Raw genomic sequence first — 21,254 nt, forward strand, 5'->3', positions numbered from 1 at the left:
CCCTCCGTTGCCGCACGGATAAGGGAATTTTCATGATGCGTCTGGAAAACACCGTGGGAGGAAAGCTCAACCCGGACTTCTCCACAACAAAAGGAGACAAAGCAATCCATGGCTTTGGCCTTCCCGGCATGAGAGAGATTGCACAGCGGTATCATGGAACCTTGGAGGCAAATGTGGAGAATGAACGATTTGTTTTGATTATATGCTTGATGATATAGCCGACCTTAACCAAACAAAACAGGGTGCACTGCAACGATCTATGCAATGCGCCCTGTTCTTATTTTTTCATTTTGTTCTCATGTGGTTGCTACTCAACCCTCAGCCGCTCCAAAGACAGCATGGTCTGCAGCTGGCGGGTGGTCATGCCAATGTACTGGCGCACCGCCAGTTTCGTGTGGTGGGTTGTGATTTCCATGAGTGTAGCATTGAAGAAATCGAGACTTTCCACTAATCCTACGATAAAACTCAGGGAGATGCCTATCAAAAGGAGACAATCTTCTGACATTTTCAAATTCTCCTGCATAGGTTGCCTTGCTCTCATAATCAAACTTAGAATTCACGTTTTCGGTGTTCTACTTGAGAATGGAGGACACAAAGACTGTGCTCCTTTTGAAAACATAGCCGCAGCGAACGTGGAGTGAGAATTTCAATATAATTTAAAGAACAGGGGATAGGAGTGGTAGAACAATTTTCACGGTCAATCCATGGGGAATGCTGCCTGCAAAAGAAATCGTTCCCCGGTGCGCTTTCACGATCTGTGCCACAAGCTTTAAACCCAAACCATGCTCTGCTTTTTCATCGCTGTTTTGAGAACTGTCGATGGCATCCCCGCCATTCAGTGCCTCCAGACGGTCCGGAGCAATCCCCACGCCATCATCCGAAATCACGCAAAGGGCACATCCATTTTCTTCCCCAACAGAAAGCGTGATCGTACACCCTTGGGGATTGTGGGTGATGCAGTTTCGGATCAGGTTCTCCAGCATCCGCTGCAAGAGCCCGGCATCTCCCATAAAGTGAATGGCGCGCCCCGGCTGCGTCTCGGTGAAGGTAATCTCGTACCGGCCATCCAGGCCGTTATTCAGGAACTCGCTGATCGTCTGGCGGTTCAGCTCCACCCAGTCCACCTCTTTACGATGCACCGGCTGGAGTGCATACTCCAGTTTGGTGGTTAAATTCAAATCGTCGATGAGCCGCTTCATCTTCTCGCTTTCCCGGCGGATGATGCCTGCCTGTTTTCTGGCTTCCTGCGGAAGGAGCGCATCATCCTCCAGTTCACTGGCGTAGCCCAGAACCATGGAAAGAGGCGTCCGGATATCATGGGATACCCCGCGAATCCATTCGGCCCGTGTGTTGTCTTTCTGGTGCATGTAGGCAGCTGCACGGTTGAGCCCCGCATTGATTTCGGCCAGTTCTCCGTTTTCGTCCAGGTGCTGCGCTTTCCCGTGGGTCAGATCCTGAATGCCTTGCAGGATGGGGGTCATAGCCTTTTCCACTTTCCGGGTGTTTCGGAGCATCAGAAAGACAACCAGAATCAGGTTAATCAAAAAGAAGGCAATGCTTCCACCCAGCAGCACGGTGATATAAGGCCATTCTAGGGCGTAGTAGTATTTGACCCAGGTTCCAGGCTGAAAACCAATCACCAGCAAGCCGCCGTCTGTCCGGGACCAGATTTTTACCGGATAACCCTCCAGATACCACCGGCTGAAAGAGGCCACATCCGCCGCTGTATAGTGCCTGGGGAGTGTTTGGGGCAAATCATATTCCCAGGCAACCGTCCCATTGTCGTTCAGCAACATGGCCCATGCACGATTTTCTTCCAGCAGCTGCAATTCGGAATCTTCGATTTTCCAAGCGCCGTTCTGGAAAGACAGATGGTCAGAAAATTCTTCTACCGAAAAGGAAATGTCCGAACCGCTGGCGCTGCCCAACAGCAGGATGCCAACGATGAGAACCAGGTTGACGCCAAAAAACAAAAGAACAATTCCGATGGTGGAGAAAATATACCTCCGGAAAAACCGTTGTACTGCGTTCATCGTTTGTTCTCCTTGAGGGTCAGGCGATACCCCAGCCCCTTTACCGTGATCAGGGAAACCGGTTTGGAAGGATTCTCTTCTATCTTTTCTCGCAAATGCCGGATATGGGTGGACAATGTGCTTTCATATCCTTGCCAGAAGTCGCCGCAGATCGTCTGGCACAGCGTGCCTGTGGTGACAATGCGCCCGGCATTCTGGTACAGCTTTGTAAAAAGCTGCATCTCCTTGGCTGTCAGGGCGGTCCGAGTTCCGTTTTTGATCACTTCGGCGTTGGCCAGATCCACCACAGCATTGGCCAGCACAACCATCTCATTGGTATCCGGATAGACCCGGTTCAGAATGGCACCGACCCGCAAGAGCAATTCCTTTGGAAGAAATGGTTTGGCCAGATAATCGTCCGCTCCGTTTTCCAGCCCTTCCACCCGGTCCTCCGCTTCTCCCCGGGCGGTAAGCATCAGAACCGGCACACGGCTGGTACTGCGAATTTCCTTCAGTACGGAAAAGCCGTCCATGTCAGGCATCATCACATCCAGAACCACCATGTCCGGGTGCTGGGCCCGCCAGATTGCAAGGGCCTCCGTCCCGGAAGAAGCGGTCAGAAGTTCGTTATATCCGGCCCGCCGAAAAATCGAGCAGAGCATTTCCAGCAGGTCATGGTCATCATCGACCAGCAACAGTGTATGGCTTGTCATCCGTACACCCCTTTCTTGTTTGTATTCATTATACAGTCTGATCCGGGATTCTTCCATGATGCACGGAAAATCTCAGAGATAATTCAAGGTTGGCTCAGCGTTATCTCAAAGACAGCATGATATTCTGGATGCAACACGAAGGGAGGTATTCGCAGATGAGCGATACTGTGATCGAAACTCGTAACCTGACCAAGCGTTATGGCGAGCAAACCAGCGTTTCCAATCTTTCTATTCATGTCCGAAAGGGGCGTATCTATGGCCTGCTGGGCCGGAACGGCGCCGGCAAGACAACGACCATGCGGATGCTGCTGGGGCTGACAGCGCCCTCCTCCGGCGATGTCCGTATATTTGGACAGCCGCTCAGCGGAAATGAAAAGAAAATCCTGCCGCGCATCGGCTCACTGATTGAGGCCCCCGGTTTTTATCCCAATTTGACCGCAACGGAAAATCTGCGCATCTTTGCCGATCTGCGCGGGCTGAAAAGCCCACGGTATATCAAGAACGCTTTGGAAGTTGTCAATCTGCCATACAGGGACAAAAAGCTGTTCTCCCAGTATTCTCTGGGCATGAAACAACGTCTGGCCATTGCGCTGGCGATCATGCACAACCCGGAGCTTCTGATTCTGGACGAACCCATCAACGGCCTTGATCCCATCGGCATTGCGGAAGTTCGCGGCTTTATCCGGGAACTGTGCGATTCCACCGGCAAGACCATCCTGATCTCCAGCCACATCTTATCGGAGATTGCGCTGCTTGCGGATGATATCGGCATCATTGACCACGGCGTCTTGTTGGAGGAGGAAAGTCTGGAGGAACTGGAGCAAAAGAACGGCCAGTATTTCCGGTTCACCGTTTCCAATGCGGCGCTGGCAGGAAGGCTTCTGTACGAGAAACTGGGCATTCGCAAGGTTACGGTGGATAGCGCCAATGAAGTGACCGTCCGGGAACCAAATTTGAACCCGGCGCAGGCGATCAGCCTGTTTGTGGGCGCGGGTCTGACGGTGTCGGACGCGCACATGTATGAAGATACCCTGGAGGACTATTTCAAGAAGGTCACTGGAGGTGAGGGCATTGCTTAAGCTGATGCGCTGTGAATTTGCCAAACTGAAGCGCAAGCCCTTGTTCTTCGGGGCTGCGGCCATTTCGGCATTGATCCCCCTGGAATGTGCGCTTCTTCTGCCGGAATTCAAGGAATTTACCAACGGAGCAGAGGCAATCGACAACATAATGGCTACACTGTATCAGCTGAGTGCCTATCTTCTTCTCATGCCCGCCCTGGTGGTGCTTGCCTCCAATCTGCTGTTTGAAGAGCAGGACAACGATACTCTGAAAAACCTTTTGGTCGTTCCTGTGAGCAAACCAGCGCTGGCCTTTGCCAAAATGGGCGTATTGTTCTTGTTCTCCATAGCCTTCATGGCTGTCGGCGGCTTCGTCAATCTGGCTATCGTTCTTGCAAAAGGGCTGGAACCGGTTGGCTTCTGGAGGCTCTTTTTTGTGGGCCTCGGCCAGGGAATCATGATGTGGGCCGGAGCCTTGCCGTGTATTTTTCTGGTGGTACTGCTGAACCGCAGTTACATCATTTCTGTGATCATCACGTTTTTCTATACGGCAGTCAATTACATTTTCGGCACAAGCGAATTCTTTATTACGCAGCCTTTTGGTTTCAATCCAGGGACGCTGTTGCCTGGACCATTGACCTTCCGCTGGTTTTATCAGTATCTGGACACGGCAGATCCCAGCGCAGAGATGGCAGCGTTATTGGAACGGATCGGTCCTTATTTTGTGACAACCACCCAGGCGTTTTTGGTTGTCGTTGCAGAGTCGGTGTTCTTTCTGGCTTTGATCGGACTGGTCTATAAACGGCAGGGCTGCTGAGGAGGTGTACATCATGGGAAGCATTCTGAGGGGCGAATGGAGAAAACTGCGGCGGTGCCAGATCATGCTTGTGGGCATTGTGGCCGTGGCGCTTTGCCCTGTGGTGCAGTATGGCACCCAGTGGCTGCTCAATCCGGAAGTTCGGGACCCGGACTTTACTTTTGAAAAACTGTTTGCCAATGTGATCTGGGGAAACACACAGATCTTTTTCCCGATTTCTCTCGTGATGATCGGCGGATGGCTGATTGACCGAGAGTATGCTCATGACACTATGAAGAATCTAATCACGATTCCGGTGTCCTATGCCAAACTGTTGGGCGGGAAATTGATCGTCACTATATCACTGTCCCTTTTGTTTGGTTTATACAGCGTGGCGGTAACAGTTCTGACCGGCGCCCTGGCCGGATTGGAGGGCCTTTCTGCGGCAGTGCTGCTGCAACAGGGCGTTCACCTTGTGACCGCGGCTTTTACTACCAGTCTTGTCTGCATGCCCATGATCTTGCTGTTTGGTCAGATACGCGGGGCCTATCTCGGCGGCTCCCTCTTAACCTTCTTTCTGGGATATTGCATTCTGTTTTTCAAGAGCGGTTTTCTGCTTTCGGCCTATCCCTTCTCCGCAGCGCTGATCCTCGCAGGATTCGATATGCAGGCCTACAATGGTGCCACACAAGCGCCAAACATTTTGCTTGCTCTGGCAGGGATGGCAGCTGTGATCTTGGCAACGATAGTAATTCTGCTGCTTTCCCGTCCGGGCGGCAAGGCAACACCGGCTAAAAAGAAGTCGTGGACAAGACGTAGCCAGCGACGCCGTACAGGAGGAAGGGGATAACCGGATGCAGAGAATTATATGTATGAAAAAAGTGCTCTTTTTCATAGGCGGGTTCATTTGCGTTTTCGGTCTATCGGGCTGCTCAATGTCTATGGAGTCTATGATGGATGGCGCCGACTCGGTATTAAATGGGTTGGCCGACGGAGCCAATCGGGTGATGGAGGGCTTTGTTGAGGGAGCCAATCAGACACTCGATTCTTTGTCGGAAGTGGATGAGGGCCAACTAAAGGATCATGTGCTGGAAACGTATGGCGCATTTGTAGATGAAATAGGCGCGGCAGCATTGACGCCGGAAGGAAAACTAAAAGGTACTCTGTCAAAAGGAACGGATAATTATACAGGTTCGTATGAAGCTATTTACTCGGATTATACGGGGATAGAATTGGTTTTTGGCGGTACTACGCTGAGACGCGAAGAAGGCAACACCCTGAAAATCGAGTGCTCGCTTTCGCTTGAAAATGGTGATGCCGCCATTTTCCTCCTCTCGGGCAGTGATGACCCAGTAACGCTTCTCTCCGCAACCGGAAAGTATACTGGGACTGTAAAAGTGGATGCCGAAAGTACCTATATAGGGGTGCGGGGAAGGAATGCAGACGGAACGGTATCCCTGAAAGTCACCTGAGAAGCAAGCCGAAAGATTCAAAGGAAAGTCTTTGTTTTCCTAGAATTACAAAGGAGTATTCTTTGCAGAAAAAAAGCTGGGCGTCAGCCATTTGGCTGACGCCTTTATGCTTTTGGGAAAAGTAATCACTTTTAAAATTACTTATTTACCAGATTAATAACTATAGTCTGACGCTCTTTTATCAGCAGTTGGCCTACTGCAAGGCTATCTTATAACAAGAATGCTGAAACCATTCTCGGCAACATTGACAGTGTAGTGTTTTAGGGGGAGGTCGTGAGTCCGGCACAATTAAGAAAACATCCGAGAACTGGCCGAGCAAGGCGACAATCTCCATGCAAATGGGTGGCCGGACACGGGGCTAGTCGGAAAGTTACAGCCAAAACAACCAGCGGTTAGGCCGGGAGCTGATGACCATTAGCGAACTTTCCACCATGCCCGCCGTCAGGTGCATCGTGCAGTCCTAGAGCCTGTCTCCATTCTATTCCAAGAAGTACGATTTGAATCAGCACCCCAACTACAAGAGCACGGAGGAGGCGACAAATAGAAAAACTCCTTTTCTATTTACAAACTCATTAACCGTCGAAGGTGGCTCGGGCTGGCCGAGAAATGTGAGGTGTACGAGGCGATCGTACCAGACGAAACGCTCAAAGGCAAGGACAGCCTCAACCATGACGATCTCGATGACCCGGACGACACCGCCCATTCCCGTATTTATGACCGGCTACTTTCCATGTACGTCCCGGTGCGCTTTACCGGTGACAACTTTCGTCAGGAAGTCGCGTAGCGGAAAATGGAAAACGTGAAGAAACTGATTGCCGACTGAAAGAAGTATTGCCTATGGCAGAAAACAAGCGACACGACCACCGCACCACCCGCCGCCCCGACTGCGTGACGGAAATCCGCATGGCTAATTCCTTCCTTATCGTGTCCGGCTATTTCAAGAAAGACACCACGGCCACCGCCGCTGATAAAATGGCGCGGGTACTGGGAGCGGAAGCCGCGGCTACACAGGAGCTGACTTATCCGGCGTGAACCGAAAATTATTTACGCCCAAGATACCTGCGCACTTTATTCTTGTAGTTGCTGTATTCTTCTCCAAATGCTTTCACCCAAAAATGCTCTTCCTTATACTCGCTTTTTCGATTCCGCATATGGTATTAAAACACCGTCAAATCTCTTGGCACTCACAAAAGCTCTGATTGTGTTTCTTCCCATAATATTTCACAGGAAATGGGATAATGGTCGGATACAGTGTTCTGCCGATCCACCTTAAGGTTTCGAAAATTGCATTTCTGAGCAAAAGACCTGCTGTTTTCAAGCAGGATGTGGTCGATTTGCGTATAGTATTTGGTCGTGTACTGTCCCTGACAAATATCTAGATATCCTTCAGTCAAGAGCAGATACTCCAAACGGTTGGGTCTAATTTTTTCATCATCTTTCTCTTTAATGTAATTTCCTGCATTAAAGTCGCCTATTATTACGTTTGGTTTCAGATTTTCAAATCGTGCCAGCTGATTCCTTGCTTCAAAAGCATTATGGGAATGTAAAGCTATTACTTTTAGATCCGTACCGGTTATTGTAAATGGCAGATACAAATTTCTCTGCTGTTCCTTCTTCTGAACATTTCCTTTCACAGATGGGATTTCTTTTACAGCATCTTTTGATGCGATCACCGCAGTCATTTTGATATGGTAGGCATCAGGGGCTGTATAGCACAAGGTATCATAATCCATGAAATCCTGCTGAAACTGGTCAAACACTTTATGTGTTCGCCATCTCCCGTTCTCACATCGAAACTTATAAGGAATTTCCTGCAAAACGGCAATGGCGATTGTATTGCGAGCGGATGTATCTGCCTGCCGTATATGCTTTTCAATGACGGGCTTTACCTGTTCTTCATATATTTGAAGCCCGTCTAACTCTGATTTTTCGCTGCCTTTATATTCGTACAGCCTGGTATTCCAGGTCATTACTTTAATTTCCGGCATTTTTGCACATCCTCCTATCGATTCTTTCCGCTCAATCTGCCTATCAGAGTTTAGCAAGTCTGCACCGCTACGCACTCACACAGCGGATAGGACTTAATAATTAAATTAGCGTAGCACATAAAAATGAATATTTCTACTGCCACAAAACAATGAGCTACTACGCAAAAAGCAGGAATTAAACGGATTGTAAAGAAGCAGTTTTGACGCTTTCATCGCCATACAGAAAGCCGCCCCATGTGATATGATAAAAATACGGAATAGTGGGGCTGGCTGTCGGAAACGGAGAATTTTATTTTAAGACAAGCCACCCAAAACATGATTACCGCCCTTGATCCGAGATTGTCCTATAGGGATGAACTGCAAGGCAAGAGTTATTCCATATCGAGCTAAAAAAGGATACTCGAAGCCTATGCAAATTATCCGTGCCGACCAGTTGACCGCCGATGTCCTCTCGAATCTCCGGCAGGTAACGGAATATGCTGCCGAGCATGGGGGCAACTTTGTGAAGCTGCTTGTCCAGTAGAACGAGATCGGCGGCAAGAGAAAGATCGCCGCAGCCTCCAAGTAGCTTATGGCGGACGGCGGTATTATCATGCTGGAAGGGCGTCGCTCACTGAGGAAGGCCCCGACACCCGACATAGAAACTCGGCTTTGCCCGATATGCGGCGGGGCCTTTCTCCACGATGGACGTTCATGGTGTTGTTCCCCGAACTTCGCTAAGGCTGTCTTGACGATCTGCTGGATGGGGACAAACTGCCCGAAAGGGCCTTACTAAAAGGAAAACGCCGCATCAAAAGAATTTCTTGTTTTATTAGACATCTCTTGACTTTTACTATTAACAATAGTACTATTATTGATAGTAAAGGCCTGGGGGCGTAGTGATGTCATCAATCGATTTAGTTATACTTGGTATTGTATTAGAGAAACCGCAAAGTGCTTATGACATTCAAAAGGATGTGGAGTACCATCATTTTCCTAGGTGGACAAAAATAAGTGCACCCTCTATTTACCGAAAAGTCATCCAGTTGACGGAGAAGGGCTATCTTCAAAGCAATATTGTCAAGGGCGATAAGTTCGCGGATAAAGCTGTCTATTCTATTACTGATCAGGGCAAGGTTTATTTTAAGGAACTGATGGCCTCTTGCGCTGCTGGATCAGTGCCGCTACTATTTGATTTCAATGTGGTCATTACCAATCTGAACAAGATTGACAAAGCCGAAGCGTTGGAGCTGGTTTCGGCTTTGCGCCATAGCATTCAATCTTCGGTTAAGTTGAATGAGGGCTATGCAAAAGAATTTGCGGACATTCCCTTGGTGGGAAGAACGATTTTTGACCAGCAGCAGTTACTCTATCATGCTCTCTTGGAGTGGTTGAATCACTTTGAGGAGCAGTTCTCACAAGAATGAGTACAATCCCGCAAAGCAGCTTAACTATCTTGTTCGAAGCTCCATTTTGGATTGGCATATACGAAAGAACGGATAACGATAAGTATGAGGTATGCAAAATCACCTTCGGATCGGAACCGAAAGATTATGAAGTTTATGATTTTTTACTAAAGAACTGGCACAAGCTAAAATTCGGCCATCCAATTCAGGCTGAAACAGCTATAGAGCGAAAAATTAATCCTAAACGTATGCAACGTGAAATTCATAGTCAATTGCAAAATGAAGGTATTGGTACAAAGGCTCAGCAGGCACTGAAACTGCAGCATGAGCAATGCAAGCTGGAGAGAAAATTAAAGAGCAGGGAACAGAAAGAGGCGGAGAAAGACCGACGGTTTGCAATACGGCAGGAAAAGAAGAAAGCCAAGCACAGAGGAAGATAGACAGAGGGTTTATCTTCTTTTAGGGCAATACAAAACGCTTACAATTCTGCCATAGTACCATCCTAAAAACTTCATCCACATAGAGCCGATAAACTTGCAAGGTTTTCCCTTACGGTTATCGGCTTTCTTTATTTTACAGTACATTATAGTAACTCGACAGACTCAATCAAGTGTAGCTGTTCATATCATATATCGAACCTTATATCATTCTTCCGCGCGAATATGAATACACTAATCAGATGCTGAAGATACGGAATCCATAGCAGTAAAAAAATCGAGGCGTAAACTATGCTGCCGGATGATGGCAAACGAGAAAGGCTGTCCTTCAGAAGATATTTGACACTCCCAGATTAACAAAGCGACGGAGCATAAATCATTGCACATTTCTTGGCTCTCCAGACTTATGTTTGTATCATCTTTCTAGTTAAACGGAGCATAGGAGCAGAATGGTACCCGGTTCTTGTCTTACAGCTCTGAAGCAACAGAATTGCTAAATCTTAAAATTTGGCAAGATACTCTAAAAAATTGCAACATTCCCAATGAATCGACAAGTTATCTGAATATAAATGTTATATTGTAATTATTGCGCGGCACGCGTAAGGAAATCCCACAAAAGGTTAGGGGAGCGGTCGGGCAAACGGGAAACCAAAATCAATAACCAATAAATAGAGAAGCCGTCGTAATAGGATTTACTTTTGACAGGAGGGAATAAATGACTGGGATAACCATAAACAAGCATCATTCCCATAGTGTGATGACCTGAGTAGGGGACAGCCGGGTTTTCGGATTGCACCTTTTCCATTTTCGACATTTTTCTACGACCTTTTACAAATTGTTTCATTTTATCTCAAAATATTCCATTGGCTTGGAAATGAGAGAGTAACAATTTGTAAGAGGTCGCTTTTCTTTTTTCTCTGGCCAAGAGCGCCACCAACAAATTTTGCCTTTTGATGAAAGCCAAAATTTGCGGAGGTGCTTATGAAAACGATTGATTTAAAAAAGTTCTATTCAAAACCGGAACTGTATGATGAAAGCAATCTTGTTGACGTCACTGATGAAGTGGCGTATGTTCTGGAGCAATCCATACGCGACGAGAGAAATTCCTATATGAAATGTTATCGGGCCAAAGCTTACTACTCTTTGGATTATGGAAAAGGTGTCGAAAACTACATCATTGTGCATGAGGAAAGTCCGGAGGAAATTTACGAACGAAAACTGACAATGCGGCAACTCAACAAAGCACTCTCAAAGCTTCCCATCAAACAGGGACAACATATTTTTGCTTTTTATTTTCTCGGGAAATCTTGCAAAGAAATCGCTTTGGCTGAGCACATTTCGGTAAGGGCTGTTCAAAAATCGCTTAAAAGTGGTCGCAAAAAACTCGAAAAAATTCTGAAAAATAAGTTATAAAAGTAGGTACGTTTTTTGTCGATTTTTTTAATGAGTAGTGAGAGGAACATTTAAGCTTCCCCCAAATCCTCTCGCGCACCTTGAAAAAAATAAATATCCGACAATCAGCTACATACAGCCTGTCTGGCCGCAACCCACGGAGCGACGGTCAGCACGGACGGGAATGCCGCCAAGATACCGCGCCACAAGGGAGGTGAGTACTCCGGTGACGGTGGAGCGATCAGCATTTGCCGTCAGGTGAGGATGGAATCTCACCGATGCGAGGAAAGGACAGGTAATCATGATACGCCCCTCAGTGCTATCGCAAGACTGCAGAGGGACTGCATAAAGTAGGCAGGAAGTGGGAGCGTTCCAAGCGCCGAGCTGAGCTGTCGCCAAGCATCCGGGGAGTAGTGTCGAACAGGATGCAACATTGATCTTAGATACCACGGCGGTCATTGTGCAGACTTTTGTCTGATCACAGTGGCCGCCGTTCATGTGAGATTGATTTTGAAAAACCAGCAGTGTTGAGTCAAAGTCTGAGAAGAACGACCAGATAACGAACAGGAGGTTGATATGCAGAGCACAGCCAAAACACGAACCAGAGAAGTGAAATTCCGACTTACTGAAAAAGAATTGGAGCGGCTTAACAACAATGTTGCGATGACTGGTCTGTCAAGGGAACAGTACCTGAGAGTATTGGTTTCTCGTAAAATACCCATGGCTTTACCGCCTGCAGACTACCGTGTCTTAATTCGACAGATGATTTGGGTAGAGGAGGAACTGAGAAAGATTCGGGAAGGAAGTAATCCGGATGAAGATATGTCCATGCTGGAATACACGCTTCAGGTGCTGAACAATACGATTGTTTTGGCACAGGGGGCAATCCTTCCACGAACCAGCACGCCAGTTATTTCAGAAAAGAAGGAGGGGACTACGTAATGGAAAAGCCGCAGATTGACATTCAATATGTTGCCATCAAGTTGATTCGGTTGCTGTATGAGCAGGGGAAAATCAACAAAGCCACTTACGATTGTATTATGGAGAAATACGCCCCACATCCGAATGAGTCCGAACAAACAGATACACATAAAATTCCACCATCGTAATCATTCGGCAGTACATTTCTCAACCAGGAAATCCAGCGCTACAATGAGACTACACAAAAAGGAGGTTGATTCTATGAGCTTTTTACAGGAATATCGGAATCGTCCCCGCCGCGTGGTGTTTTACGGGCGGGTTTCCACCGAACATGAGGCCCAGGTATCGGCGCTGGACAACCAGATGGATTGGTATCAGGAACTGGCCACGAAAAATCCCAACTGGGAGGTGGTGGGCCAGTATGTGGACGAGGGCATCACCGGCACCCAGGCTACCAAGCGCCCCGCCTTCATGCAGATGATCGAGGATGCGGAGAGAGGCAAGTTTGATCTGGTGGTTACCCGTGAGGTCTGCCGCTTCGCCCGCAATACGGTGGATACGCTGTCCTATACCCGGAAGCTGAGCAAGCTGGGCGTGGAAGTCTACTTTGCCTCAGACAACATCTGGACGATGGACAACGACGGCGAACTGCGGCTCACCATCATGGCCACGATGGCCCAGGAGGAAAGCCGCAAGATCAGTGAGCGGGTGCGGGCCGGGATACAGATGAGCCGGGAGAAGGGAACACTCTATGGCAATGGCAACATTTTGGGCTACGATCTGGATAAGATCCATAACACCTACGTCATCAATGAGGAACAGGCCGAAACGGTGCGGATGATCTTTGAACAGTACGCCACCGGCGACGGGCTGGGGAAGGTGGCCAAGACACTGATCGCAAAAGGCCGTAAGGACGGCGGCGGGCACCTGAAATGGGATTCCAGCAAGATCACCCGCATCCTGCGCAATCCTACCTACATGGGCTACTGCGTCTACAACCGTACCCGGACCACCGATCTGCTGGAGCACAGCCGGGAGAAGAACAACGACGAGGAGACCTACATCCTGAAAAAGGGAAACTTCACCCCCATCATCGATGAGGAGCTCTGGCATCGGTGCAACGACATCCGTCGAAGCCGCCAGCGGAATCTGCTGGACGAAAACGGCAAGCCCCGCAAATACGGCGGCACCGTCGCCAAGAACGTCTGGGTCACCAAGCTGGTCTGCCACTGCGGTTCCAAGCTGCGGCGGTATCTGTGGAACACCAAGAGGGACGGCACCCAGGTCTATGGCTTTGAGTGTTACCGCCACAAGAAGCAGTCCGCCCTGTATCTGAAGAAACACGGCCTGCCAGAGGGCATCTGTGAACTGAAAGCCTTCCCTGAATGGAAGCTGGAACTGATGGCCCTGAAAATCTTCGAGACCGTGTGGGGCAACCGTCGGGAGGCAGTGCTGGAAGCCTGCCGGATGCTCAACGCCTGTTACCGGGAGGAAAGCGCCGACCCGGACAAGCTGAAAGCCCTGGACAAGCGGATGGATGCCCTGAACCAACGGCTGGACAACCTGATCATGATGAAGGCATCCAACCAGATCACTCTGAGCCAGTTTGTGGAGCAGAGCAACGAGATCGGTGTTCAGCAGCAGCGGGTCAACAAGGAGAAGGCGGAACTGCTGGCCCAGCAGGGGGACCACAAGGCGCTGGATATGGATGCCATCGAGGCCAGCCTCTGCGAAGCGGTAGATTTCACCGACGGCATGGTGAGCGAGTGGTTCATCCAGAACTTTGTCCGCCGCATCACACCCATCGACGACACGCGGTTCGCCTGGGTGCTGGATCTGGCCCCCGAACCCCAGACGCTGGTCTGTGAGGTCAACGGGCGGAAGGAATATCCGCGCATTACACTGGAAAGCAATTTATACCGGGGGGCCTGGCCGCCTCCCAGGGCTTCCCGTCAACCCTTTCTGATCAACAGGAACGGTCGGCTGAATGGGGACATTTCGGCGGCGGGATTGGCGCAGGACAGGCAGCGATCCAGAATCCCCGCAAGGAAGACTGTCGGCGCTCCGGCCTGTGAGCGCTCTCTGCGCGTAATACCAAAATTCCCCTGCCCAGCGGCAGGGGAATTTTTGCATCGGACCGATGTGGGCGCGGGAAGAGGGAGGAGAGAGACCAACAGAAGGAGCGTCCGTTTGCCGGAGAGGAAACCGACGGCCCATGACATCCACCGAATCCGGCGCCGGGTTCAGGGAGGCGCCCGGCTGTTTGGGAAGGGTAGGAAAATAATTTCGGCTCCCAAAAGGATCGGATTTCTGGTATAATACCATACAGAACCATGCAACACGAGCGGAGGGAAAACCATGATTCTGAAGATGCTGGCAATCGCGGCGGTTGTGGCAGGACTGTGTTATCTCTTATATAGAAACGGCTTTCTGGTGCTGAATACCAAAAGAGCCCTGGTCTATATAGGATCACCCCGGATCGGGAAAAACCGGAACTGTCTGAAAGCCACCTTTTCAGCCTGCAACGGCAGCATCCGACAGTTCCTTCGCCTGAAAAAGGCGTGCCGTTACCGGTTCGTTCTGGAATCGGACACGACGAAAGGAAGTGTCTGTGTGCGAATCCGGGGCCGAGGAGAGGCTGTGGAACTCAATGCCGGGAACCCGAGCGCTGTCATTGAGACCGATGCGGCCGGAAAATGCTGCGTCATCGTACAATTTACAAGGGCGGACGGGAACTATGCGCTCCGCTGGGAGGAAGACCGTTCCCGGTCCGGTCTGAGCTGACGGCGGTTCGGCTTGTTTTTTCAGGCGGTGCCCGTTATACTGTTGTTATACGAGAATTCCGAGAAACAAGGTTTGTGCGTCCGTTCCGGATTCCTTCGGAACAGGGCAGCAATACAGGAGAAGAATCATGCAGTATCGTTGCGACAAAACCGGCACAAAGCTGTCCATTCTGGGATATGGCTGTCTGCGGTTCCCCAAGACCGGCGGGCGGATCGATTTGGATGCGGTTACCGAACAGATCGGGGAGGCGGTGCGCCGGGGCGTCAACTACTTTGACACGGCCTATATCTACGGCGGCAGCGAGGCGGCCCTGGGAGAGGCACTCCGCCGCCTGGGCTGCCGCGACAAGGTTTACATAGCGGACAAACTCCCGCAGTATCTGATCAAGTCGAAAGCGGGCATGGAGCGCTGCTTTCAGGAGCAGCTGTCCCGCCTCGGAACGGACCACATCGACTTTTACCTGATGCACATGCTCACCGACCTGGCTGCCTGGAAAAAGCTGTGTGACCTGGGCATCCGGGAGTGGATCGAGGAAAAGAAAACCGCGGGAGCGATCGGCCGGATCGGCTTTTCTTTCCACGGAGACACGGCGGCTTTTCTGGAATTGCTGAATGCCTACGACTGGGATTTCTGTCAGATCCAGTACAACTATCTGGACGAAAACACCCAGGCGGGCCGCAGGGGGCTCGAGACCGCAGCGGCCCGGGGTATTCCGGTCATCATTATGGAACCGCTGCGCGGCGGACGGCTGATCACCGGCCTGTCCGCCGACGCGCAAAAACGGGTGGCCGCAAGCGGCCGTTCGGCGGCCGGATGGGGACTGCGCTGGCTGTGGGATCAGCCCGGTGTCACGGTGGTCCTGTCCGGCATGAACAGTCTCGAGATGGTCCGGGACAACACCGCCCAGGCGGATACAGCACAGCCCGGCTGTATGACGAAGGAGGAACACGCCTTTGTGGACGGACTGCGGGCCGATCTGCAGGCATCCATGCGGGTGGGCTGTACCGGCTGTGCGTATTGCCAGCCCTGCCCGGCGGGGGTGGATATTCCGGGCGTCTTTGCGTGTTACAACCGCGCAGCGACCGAGGGCAGCCATGCCAAAAAACAGTATCTGCTGACGACCGGACTGCGGCGCAAAGGGACCGGTGCCAGCCAGTGCGTGGGCTGCGGCAAGTGTGAGCAGCATTGCCCGCAGCATCTGCCCATCCGCCGATTGCTGAAGGACGCCGCAAAAGAACTGGAAGGCCCGCTGTACAAGACGGTCCGTCTGGGAGTCAGAATCCTGAAACTGTGGTAATCCACCGGACAGAAACCGGAACTAGGATAGGAGGACGGAAGATGAAGTTGGATACAAAAACGCTGCAATGGACCCGGGAACCCGAACGCTGTGAGATCACACCGGATCGGATCGAGATTGTCACAAAGCCGCACACCGACCTGTGGCAGAGGACCTACTACCATTTCCGCAATGACAATGCCCCGGTGCTGCAGATGAGCACGGAGGAGCAGTTCTTCTCCTTTGTGGTAAAGACTGACTTTGCCGACAGTCACCACCGCTTTGACCAGTGCGGCGTGGTGGTGTATCTGGACAGCGAAAACTGGATCAAGGGCTCCATCGAATACGAAAACGACCGCTTCCAGCATCTGGGCAGCGTCGTCACGAATCACGGCTATTCCGACTGGGCAACGACGGAAATTCCGGCCGATGTCAAGTCCATGTGGTACCGGCTGAGCCGCCGCGAAGACGATTTCTGTCTTGAATGCTCGGAGGACGGCACGGTATTTCATCAGATGCGCATCTGCCATCTTCACGAGGCAACCGGGAAAATCCGGTTCGGCGTGTATGCCTGCAGCCCGGAGGACTCCTCGTTCCGTGCCGTCTTTACCGGGATGGAACTGACCGAATGCAAGTGGCTGGCCCATGACGGTCAGGCACCGGACCAGGATTGCTGACCGGACCGATCATTTTGAGAAAACCGCCGGAGGCGGCATCCCGGGATGCGCCTCCGGCGGTTTTTGTTCAGGAATTGAGCAGCCAGGCAATGCCGGCTGCCGTGCGCTCGGCGGGATGGCTGTAATGATTTCCGGGATTCAGCTCAAAGGTCGTGCAGATGCCGCGGCTCTGATAATAGGACCGGATGGCCTCGGTAGTTTGCTGCACGGAGCACAGGAGGGGATTGCGGGTCTTGCTCTCCTTGTCGCCGAGGGAAAAGTACAGCCGATCCGGACGGCGTCTGACCTCGTGGGAGAAGACAAACTCCCGCAGACCCGGGAACCAGAGCGAACCCGACATGCTCGCAACACGGGAAAATACCTCAGTCCGATAGATGGCGTACACCGCAAACAGCCCGGCCAGAGAATACCCGGCCAGCCCGCGCCAGCGGGGCAAACCGGGCAGCTCCCGTTCGGCCGCGGGCAGGATCTCCGCGGTGAGCAAGCGCAGATAGTCGTCCGCTCCGCCGGTAAAAGGCTCCGCGTTCCGGAAGGCCGGCGGGGCATCCCAGGGGACCATGTCATGGTTCCAGTCCAGGCCGCTGACGGCGATCAGGGAGACATCGGGACACCCGGCTTTGCGCAGCTGCGCAAAAACCTGCTGTCCTTCCTCGGAAAAGGTGTTCAGATAAACGACGGGGGCATCCGGGCTTTTGCCGGGAAAAACGGTTACGGTCCTGCCCTGCAGGGTGAATCTGCGCATCGTCATCACCTCGTTTTGCGTTTCACTGTCGCAGGATCTTGTCCATGGCCTTGCCCTTGGCCAGCTCGTCCACCAGCTTGTCCAGATACCGGATCTCCTGCATCAGCGGGTCCTGGATGGTCTCCACCCTGACGCCGCAGACACTGCCCTTGATCAGACGGCGACGCTCGTTGGGGCAGGGGGCATGTCTGAAAAAATCCCCGTAGGTAAGGTCACTTTGCAGAAACCGGTCCAGATCGTCCGCAGAGTAGCCGGTGAGCCAGGCAGTGACCTCGTATACTTCCTCCCGGGTGCGGCCCTTGCGCTCCGCCTTGGCGATCAGCAGCGGAAAGACTTTGGCAAATTTCATGGCAAAAACGGCATTCTGGTCCATAGGTGTCCTCCTGCAGATGTGGTTTTCCTCATTATAGCACAGAATGGCCCGGGGTGCAGACATCTTTCAAATTGCCAGCGGGGTCCCTTCGTGGTATGATGAGAAGAACAACAGGAGGTGTTTTGTATGCCACTTCGGATGGTCCGGAACGACATCACCACGATGCGGGTGGATGCCATTGTCAATGCAGCCAACGAGAGTCTGCTGGGCGGCGGAGGTGTGGACGGTGCGATTCACCGTGCGGCGGGACCGCAGCTGCTTGCGGAGTGCCGTACCCTGGGCGGCTGCCGCACGGGACAGGCCAAAATCACCGGGGGATACCGTCTGCCCGCCCGGTATGTGATCCACACCGTGGGGCCGGTCTGGCGCGGCGGCCGATACGGGGAAAAGGAACTGCTGGTCTCCGCCTACCGTACCTCGCTGGAACTGGCGGTGGCCCATGACTGTCAGACGGTGGCCTTCCCGCTGATCTCGTCCGGCGTGTACGGCTACCCCAAGGATCAGGCACTGAACGTGGCCGTGGATACTATCGTAGCGTTCCTGCAGGACCATGAGCTGACCGTCTACCTGGTGATCTTCGACCGCGCGGCTTACACGATCGGCGAAAAACGCTTTGCCGACATTGCCGCATATCTCGACGCCCGGTATACGCAAGACCGCCAGGAGCCGACATCCTTCAGCATGGCGTCCGCACAGAGTGTGCCGGACGGACTGAATGAGGCCCTCGCAATGATGGACGAGAGCTTTTCCCAGATGCTGCTGCGCAAGATCGACGAGCGCGGCATGACCGATGTCCAGTGCTACAAAAAGGCCAACCTTGACCGCCGATTGTTCTCCAAAATCCGCTCGGACATCCACTACAGACCTTCCAGGGCGACGGCGATGGCCTTGGCGGTGGCGCTGGAACTTCCGCTGGACGAAGCCCGGGAGCTGCTGCAGACCGCAGGGTTCGCGTTTTCGCACGCCAGCAAGTCCGACATCATTGTGGAGTATTTCATCGCCCACCAAAACTACAATATTTTCGAGATCAACGAGGCACTGTTTGCCTTTGACCAGGAACTGCTGGGAGGATAAGCCAACACGGGAGCAGCCGGATTCCGGCCGCTCCCGTGTGTTCTATACAGACTGCCCCTCGCCCGACCCGGCGGAGAAAAAGGCTTCACGCCCCTGATACTCACTCTTGATGATCTCAAACATCTCTTCCGGGGTTTCCCGGCAGCCGTTTTCCAGCCACAGTTTGATGATCTGCGTCAGCCCGCTTTTGAAAAATTCCATATGATAGCGGATGAACCGGTCCTGGAAATACTTCTTCGCCAGACCGGTATCATAGGTCAGGATCTTATAGTTGTTGTCATAGCCCAGCTTGAAGTAGGTCCGGTAAAAAACCTGGTTGTCCCGGATGTGGCGGAACAGCTTGAGGTAATTGTGGCTGTTCACCTTGGCGGCGATTTCCTCCTGATAGAGCTCTGCCAGATTGGCCTCGAGCTTGTCCCGGATCGAGTCGGCCAGTCCGTAAAGATCGGGATAGTTCGCGTAGAAGGTGGTGCGGTTGATTCCGGCCAGCTTGCAGATTTCCGATACCCGGATTTCGCCCAGCGATTTGGTCTGCAGCAGCTCGACGAACACCTTTTCGATCCTTTCGCAGGACGCCCTGCGGCGTTTGTTGTTGGCGGTATTCATAAAATCTCCTTTATCCCAACAGTTGTTGCGTGATTGATGATTGTTTTGTGGTTCTCAAACCAGTATACTACAGACAGATTCAGTCAACAACTGTTGGCTTAATACAAGGAGGTTACCGATATGAAAAAAAGCAGTTTTGTCGCCATGCTGCTGGGAACCGTCAGCGGCGTACTCTTTGCACTGGGCATGTGCATGGCACTGATCCCGGAGTGGGATTCCTTCCGGCCCGGCGTGGTGCTGGGCTGTGCGGGTCTGGTGCTGGGCCTGGTCACGGTACTGGTGTGGCGGAAGTTGGAACACAAGCAGCCGGTGCGCATCTGCGCAAAAACCGTCCTCACGATCGCATTCGGCATCGTCGGCGCGCTGGCGCTCGGCGTGGGAATGTGCTTCTGCATGGTATGGGGCAAGCTGGTGTTCGGCGTTGTGATCGGGCTGGTCGGCATAGTCATGCTGCTCTGCCTGATTCCGCTGACCAAAGGCATTCAGGGATAACCCCGCGACGATCTGACAAAGGAGAGAGCATCATGGCAAAATCCAGATTCATCAAAACCAACGAAAAAATTGCCGACGAGGTCACGGCGGCCTTCGGGAAAATCGAGGACCGCGTCGTGGGCGGCTACACCAAAATCGAGGACGCCTTTGTGGACCGGTATCTGACCCGGGACGGCGAGACGGTCGAGCAGGCAAAGACCCGGCTGAAGCAGGAGCAATCCCGGCACAATTCCTGATCTGAAAATGTCGCCCGCCGGGCGACCGCAAACGCGCCCAATCCCTCTATCCTGGAAAGGTAACAACCACACAGGACAGGGGAATTTTGTATGAAGAAGCATCTCACAGAACTGGTTTTCATTCTGGACCGCAGCGGTTCGATGCAGGGGCTGGAGGCCGACACAATCGGCGGGTTCAACGCCATGCTGGACAAGCAGCGCCGGGAACCCGGCGAGGCCCGTGTGTCCACCATCCTGTTCGATGACCGGGTCGAACTGCTCCATGACCGGCTGCCGATCGACCGGGTCAGTCCCATGACCGGGCAGACCTATTTTGTCCGCGGTTCCACCGCGCTGCTGGATGCCGTCGGCGGGGCAATCGACCGCATCGGCGCCGATCCCCGGGCCGCCCGGTCCGGGGACCTGCCGGAGCATACCTTGTTTGTCATCATCACCGACGGAAGGGAGAATGCCAGCTGCCATTACGCCGCCCCGCAGATCCGGGAGATGATCCGGTACCGCCAGGAGGCCGACGGCTGGGAGTTCCTCTTTCTGGGCGCGAACATCGACGCCGTGGAGACGGCGGGCCGGATGGGAATCGCGGCGGACCGGGCCGTCAGCTATCACAGTGACAGCGCCGGCACCCGGCTGAACTACGCCGCGGTCAGCGCGGCGGTCAGTGCCGTGCGGTGCAATGCGCCGCTGTGCGCCGACTGGAAAGAAGCCATAGAGCGGGACTTCCGCTCCCGGAACTCCTGACGAAACTGCCCACCCGGAACGGCAAGGTTCCGGGCGGGCAGTGACTGTATGGGAAATCCGCCGTCGATGGAGACGGGCGGCA

At 52.4% G+C, this 21,254-nt stretch carries 26 protein-coding genes and 1 pseudogene; 20 read left to right on the forward strand and 7 right to left on the reverse strand.

Annotated elements, in window-relative coordinates:
• The coding region (locus U0L91_RS12100; protein ID WP_330047269.1) for a GHKL domain-containing protein at positions 1-218 on the forward strand (218 nt) is incomplete at its 5' end.
• 89 nt (positions 219-307) lie between these two features.
• Here the strand turns inward: U0L91_RS12100 and U0L91_RS12105 are convergent.
• The 3 genes from U0L91_RS12105 to U0L91_RS12115 all read right to left on the reverse strand — a co-directional run bounded on the left by U0L91_RS12105 (position 308) and on the right by U0L91_RS12115 (position 2,725).
• A complete protein-coding gene (locus tag U0L91_RS12105) occupies positions 308-505 on the reverse strand; it encodes a hypothetical protein (protein ID WP_330047271.1) in 198 nt (65 codons plus the stop codon).
• 151 nt (positions 506-656) lie between these two features.
• Entirely contained in the window at positions 657-2,033 is a 1,377-nt protein-coding gene (locus U0L91_RS12110; protein ID WP_330047272.1) for a sensor histidine kinase, read from the reverse strand.
• Entirely contained in the window at positions 2,030-2,725 is a 696-nt protein-coding gene (locus U0L91_RS12115) for a response regulator transcription factor (RefSeq protein ID WP_330047418.1), read from the reverse strand. The genes U0L91_RS12110 and U0L91_RS12115 overlap by 4 nt, the downstream gene beginning before the upstream one ends.
• 155 nt (positions 2,726-2,880) lie before the next feature.
• On the opposite strand from U0L91_RS12115, the gene U0L91_RS12120 reads away from it, so the two are divergent.
• The 6 genes and pseudogenes from U0L91_RS12120 to U0L91_RS12145 all read left to right on the forward strand — a co-directional run bounded on the left by U0L91_RS12120 (position 2,881) and on the right by U0L91_RS12145 (position 7,083).
• Complete coding sequence (locus U0L91_RS12120) at positions 2,881-3,804, forward strand: ABC transporter ATP-binding protein (protein WP_330047274.1); 924 nt, start codon at positions 2,881-2,883, stop codon at positions 3,802-3,804.
• Positions 3,788-4,600, forward strand: a complete 813-nt coding sequence (locus U0L91_RS12125; protein ID WP_330047275.1) for an ABC transporter permease — start codon at positions 3,788-3,790, stop codon at positions 4,598-4,600. The genes U0L91_RS12120 and U0L91_RS12125 overlap by 17 nt, the downstream gene beginning before the upstream one ends.
• A gap of 13 nt (positions 4,601-4,613) precedes the next feature.
• Entirely contained in the window at positions 4,614-5,429 is an 816-nt protein-coding gene (locus U0L91_RS12130; protein ID WP_330047277.1) for an ABC transporter permease, read from the forward strand.
• 22 nt (positions 5,430-5,451) lie between these two features.
• Positions 5,452-6,051 (forward strand): hypothetical protein, encoded by a 600-nt coding sequence (locus U0L91_RS12135; RefSeq protein ID WP_330047279.1) that lies wholly within the window; start codon positions 5,452-5,454, stop codon positions 6,049-6,051.
• Positions 6,052-6,709: 658 nt separating this feature from the next.
• Positions 6,710-6,835: pseudogene (locus tag U0L91_RS12515) on the forward strand (ATP-binding protein); the annotation flags it as partial.
• Between the two features lie 53 nt (positions 6,836-6,888).
• Positions 6,889-7,083, forward strand: a complete 195-nt coding sequence (locus U0L91_RS12145) for a hypothetical protein (RefSeq protein WP_330047281.1) — start codon at positions 6,889-6,891, stop codon at positions 7,081-7,083.
• A gap of 152 nt (positions 7,084-7,235) precedes the next feature.
• Here U0L91_RS12145 and U0L91_RS12150 read toward each other — a convergent pair whose 3' ends face one another.
• Positions 7,236-8,039: an exonuclease/endonuclease/phosphatase family protein gene (locus U0L91_RS12150; RefSeq protein WP_330047283.1), complete on the reverse strand. Its 804-nt coding sequence runs from the start codon at positions 8,037-8,039 to the stop codon at positions 7,236-7,238.
• Positions 8,040-8,920: 881 nt separating this feature from the next.
• Here U0L91_RS12150 and U0L91_RS12155 point away from each other — a divergent pair.
• From U0L91_RS12155 to U0L91_RS12195, 9 genes are all read left to right on the forward strand, one after another.
• A complete protein-coding gene (locus tag U0L91_RS12155) occupies positions 8,921-9,445 on the forward strand; it encodes a PadR family transcriptional regulator (protein ID WP_330047284.1) in 525 nt (174 codons plus the stop codon).
• The gene (locus U0L91_RS12160; protein ID WP_330047286.1) at positions 9,442-9,864 is read left to right on the forward strand and encodes a YjdF family protein; all 423 of its coding nucleotides are present in this window, start codon (positions 9,442-9,444) and stop codon (positions 9,862-9,864) included. The genes U0L91_RS12155 and U0L91_RS12160 overlap by 4 nt, the downstream gene beginning before the upstream one ends.
• A gap of 978 nt (positions 9,865-10,842) precedes the next feature.
• Positions 10,843-11,274, forward strand: a complete 432-nt coding sequence (locus U0L91_RS12165; RefSeq protein WP_295343534.1) for an RNA polymerase sigma factor — start codon at positions 10,843-10,845, stop codon at positions 11,272-11,274.
• Positions 11,275-11,829: 555 nt separating this feature from the next.
• Positions 11,830-12,195, forward strand: a complete 366-nt coding sequence (locus U0L91_RS12170) for a plasmid mobilization protein (RefSeq protein WP_330047292.1) — start codon at positions 11,830-11,832, stop codon at positions 12,193-12,195.
• Positions 12,195-12,362 carry a hypothetical protein gene (locus U0L91_RS12175; RefSeq protein ID WP_330047294.1) on the forward strand — a complete coding sequence of 56 codons (168 nt, stop codon included), beginning with the start codon at positions 12,195-12,197 and terminating at the stop codon, positions 12,360-12,362. The genes U0L91_RS12170 and U0L91_RS12175 overlap by 1 nt, the downstream gene beginning before the upstream one ends.
• A 73-nt stretch (positions 12,363-12,435) precedes the next feature.
• Positions 12,436-14,493, forward strand: coding sequence for a recombinase family protein (locus U0L91_RS12180; protein ID WP_330047296.1), 2,058 nt, complete (start codon positions 12,436-12,438; stop codon positions 14,491-14,493).
• Positions 14,494-14,532: 39 nt separating this feature from the next.
• Entirely contained in the window at positions 14,533-14,958 is a 426-nt protein-coding gene (locus tag U0L91_RS12185; protein WP_330047298.1) for a hypothetical protein, read from the forward strand.
• Between the two features lie 127 nt (positions 14,959-15,085).
• On the forward strand, positions 15,086-16,255 hold the full coding sequence (locus tag U0L91_RS12190) for an aldo/keto reductase (protein WP_330047300.1): 1,170 nt from the start codon (positions 15,086-15,088) through the stop codon (positions 16,253-16,255).
• 41 nt (positions 16,256-16,296) lie between these two features.
• Complete coding sequence (locus U0L91_RS12195; protein ID WP_330047302.1) at positions 16,297-16,911, forward strand: DUF1349 domain-containing protein; 615 nt, start codon at positions 16,297-16,299, stop codon at positions 16,909-16,911.
• Positions 16,912-16,978: 67 nt separating this feature from the next.
• On the opposite strand, the gene U0L91_RS12200 is transcribed toward U0L91_RS12195, so the two are convergent.
• Together U0L91_RS12200 and U0L91_RS12205 are read right to left on the reverse strand one after the other, a co-directional pair.
• The gene (locus U0L91_RS12200; protein ID WP_330047304.1) at positions 16,979-17,653 is read right to left on the reverse strand and encodes an alpha/beta hydrolase; all 675 of its coding nucleotides are present in this window, start codon (positions 17,651-17,653) and stop codon (positions 16,979-16,981) included.
• Between the two features lie 22 nt (positions 17,654-17,675).
• A complete protein-coding gene (locus U0L91_RS12205) occupies positions 17,676-18,026 on the reverse strand; it encodes a DUF2200 domain-containing protein (protein WP_330047306.1) in 351 nt (116 codons plus the stop codon).
• A 126-nt stretch (positions 18,027-18,152) separates the two neighbouring features.
• Between U0L91_RS12205 and U0L91_RS12210 the strand changes: the two genes are divergently transcribed.
• Positions 18,153-19,100 carry an O-acetyl-ADP-ribose deacetylase gene (locus U0L91_RS12210; RefSeq protein ID WP_330047307.1) on the forward strand — a complete coding sequence of 316 codons (948 nt, stop codon included), beginning with the start codon at positions 18,153-18,155 and terminating at the stop codon, positions 19,098-19,100.
• 42 nt (positions 19,101-19,142) lie between these two features.
• Here U0L91_RS12210 and U0L91_RS12215 read toward each other — a convergent pair whose 3' ends face one another.
• Positions 19,143-19,706: a TetR/AcrR family transcriptional regulator gene (locus tag U0L91_RS12215; protein ID WP_330047309.1), complete on the reverse strand. Its 564-nt coding sequence runs from the start codon at positions 19,704-19,706 to the stop codon at positions 19,143-19,145.
• A gap of 120 nt (positions 19,707-19,826) precedes the next feature.
• Between U0L91_RS12215 and U0L91_RS12220 the strand changes: the two genes are divergently transcribed.
• The 3 genes from U0L91_RS12220 to U0L91_RS12230 all read left to right on the forward strand — a co-directional run bounded on the left by U0L91_RS12220 (position 19,827) and on the right by U0L91_RS12230 (position 21,172).
• Positions 19,827-20,198, forward strand: coding sequence for a hypothetical protein (locus tag U0L91_RS12220; protein ID WP_330047312.1), 372 nt, complete (start codon positions 19,827-19,829; stop codon positions 20,196-20,198).
• 32 nt (positions 20,199-20,230) lie between these two features.
• Complete coding sequence (locus U0L91_RS12225; RefSeq protein WP_330047313.1) at positions 20,231-20,434, forward strand: hypothetical protein; 204 nt, start codon at positions 20,231-20,233, stop codon at positions 20,432-20,434.
• Positions 20,435-20,524: 90 nt separating this feature from the next.
• Positions 20,525-21,172, forward strand: coding sequence for a vWA domain-containing protein (locus tag U0L91_RS12230; protein ID WP_330047315.1), 648 nt, complete (start codon positions 20,525-20,527; stop codon positions 21,170-21,172).
• The last annotated feature ends 82 nt before the right edge of the window (positions 21,173-21,254 follow it).

This window comes from Gemmiger sp., from assembly GCF_036306485.1.
Lineage (GTDB): Bacteria > Bacillota > Clostridia > Oscillospirales > Ruminococcaceae > Gemmiger.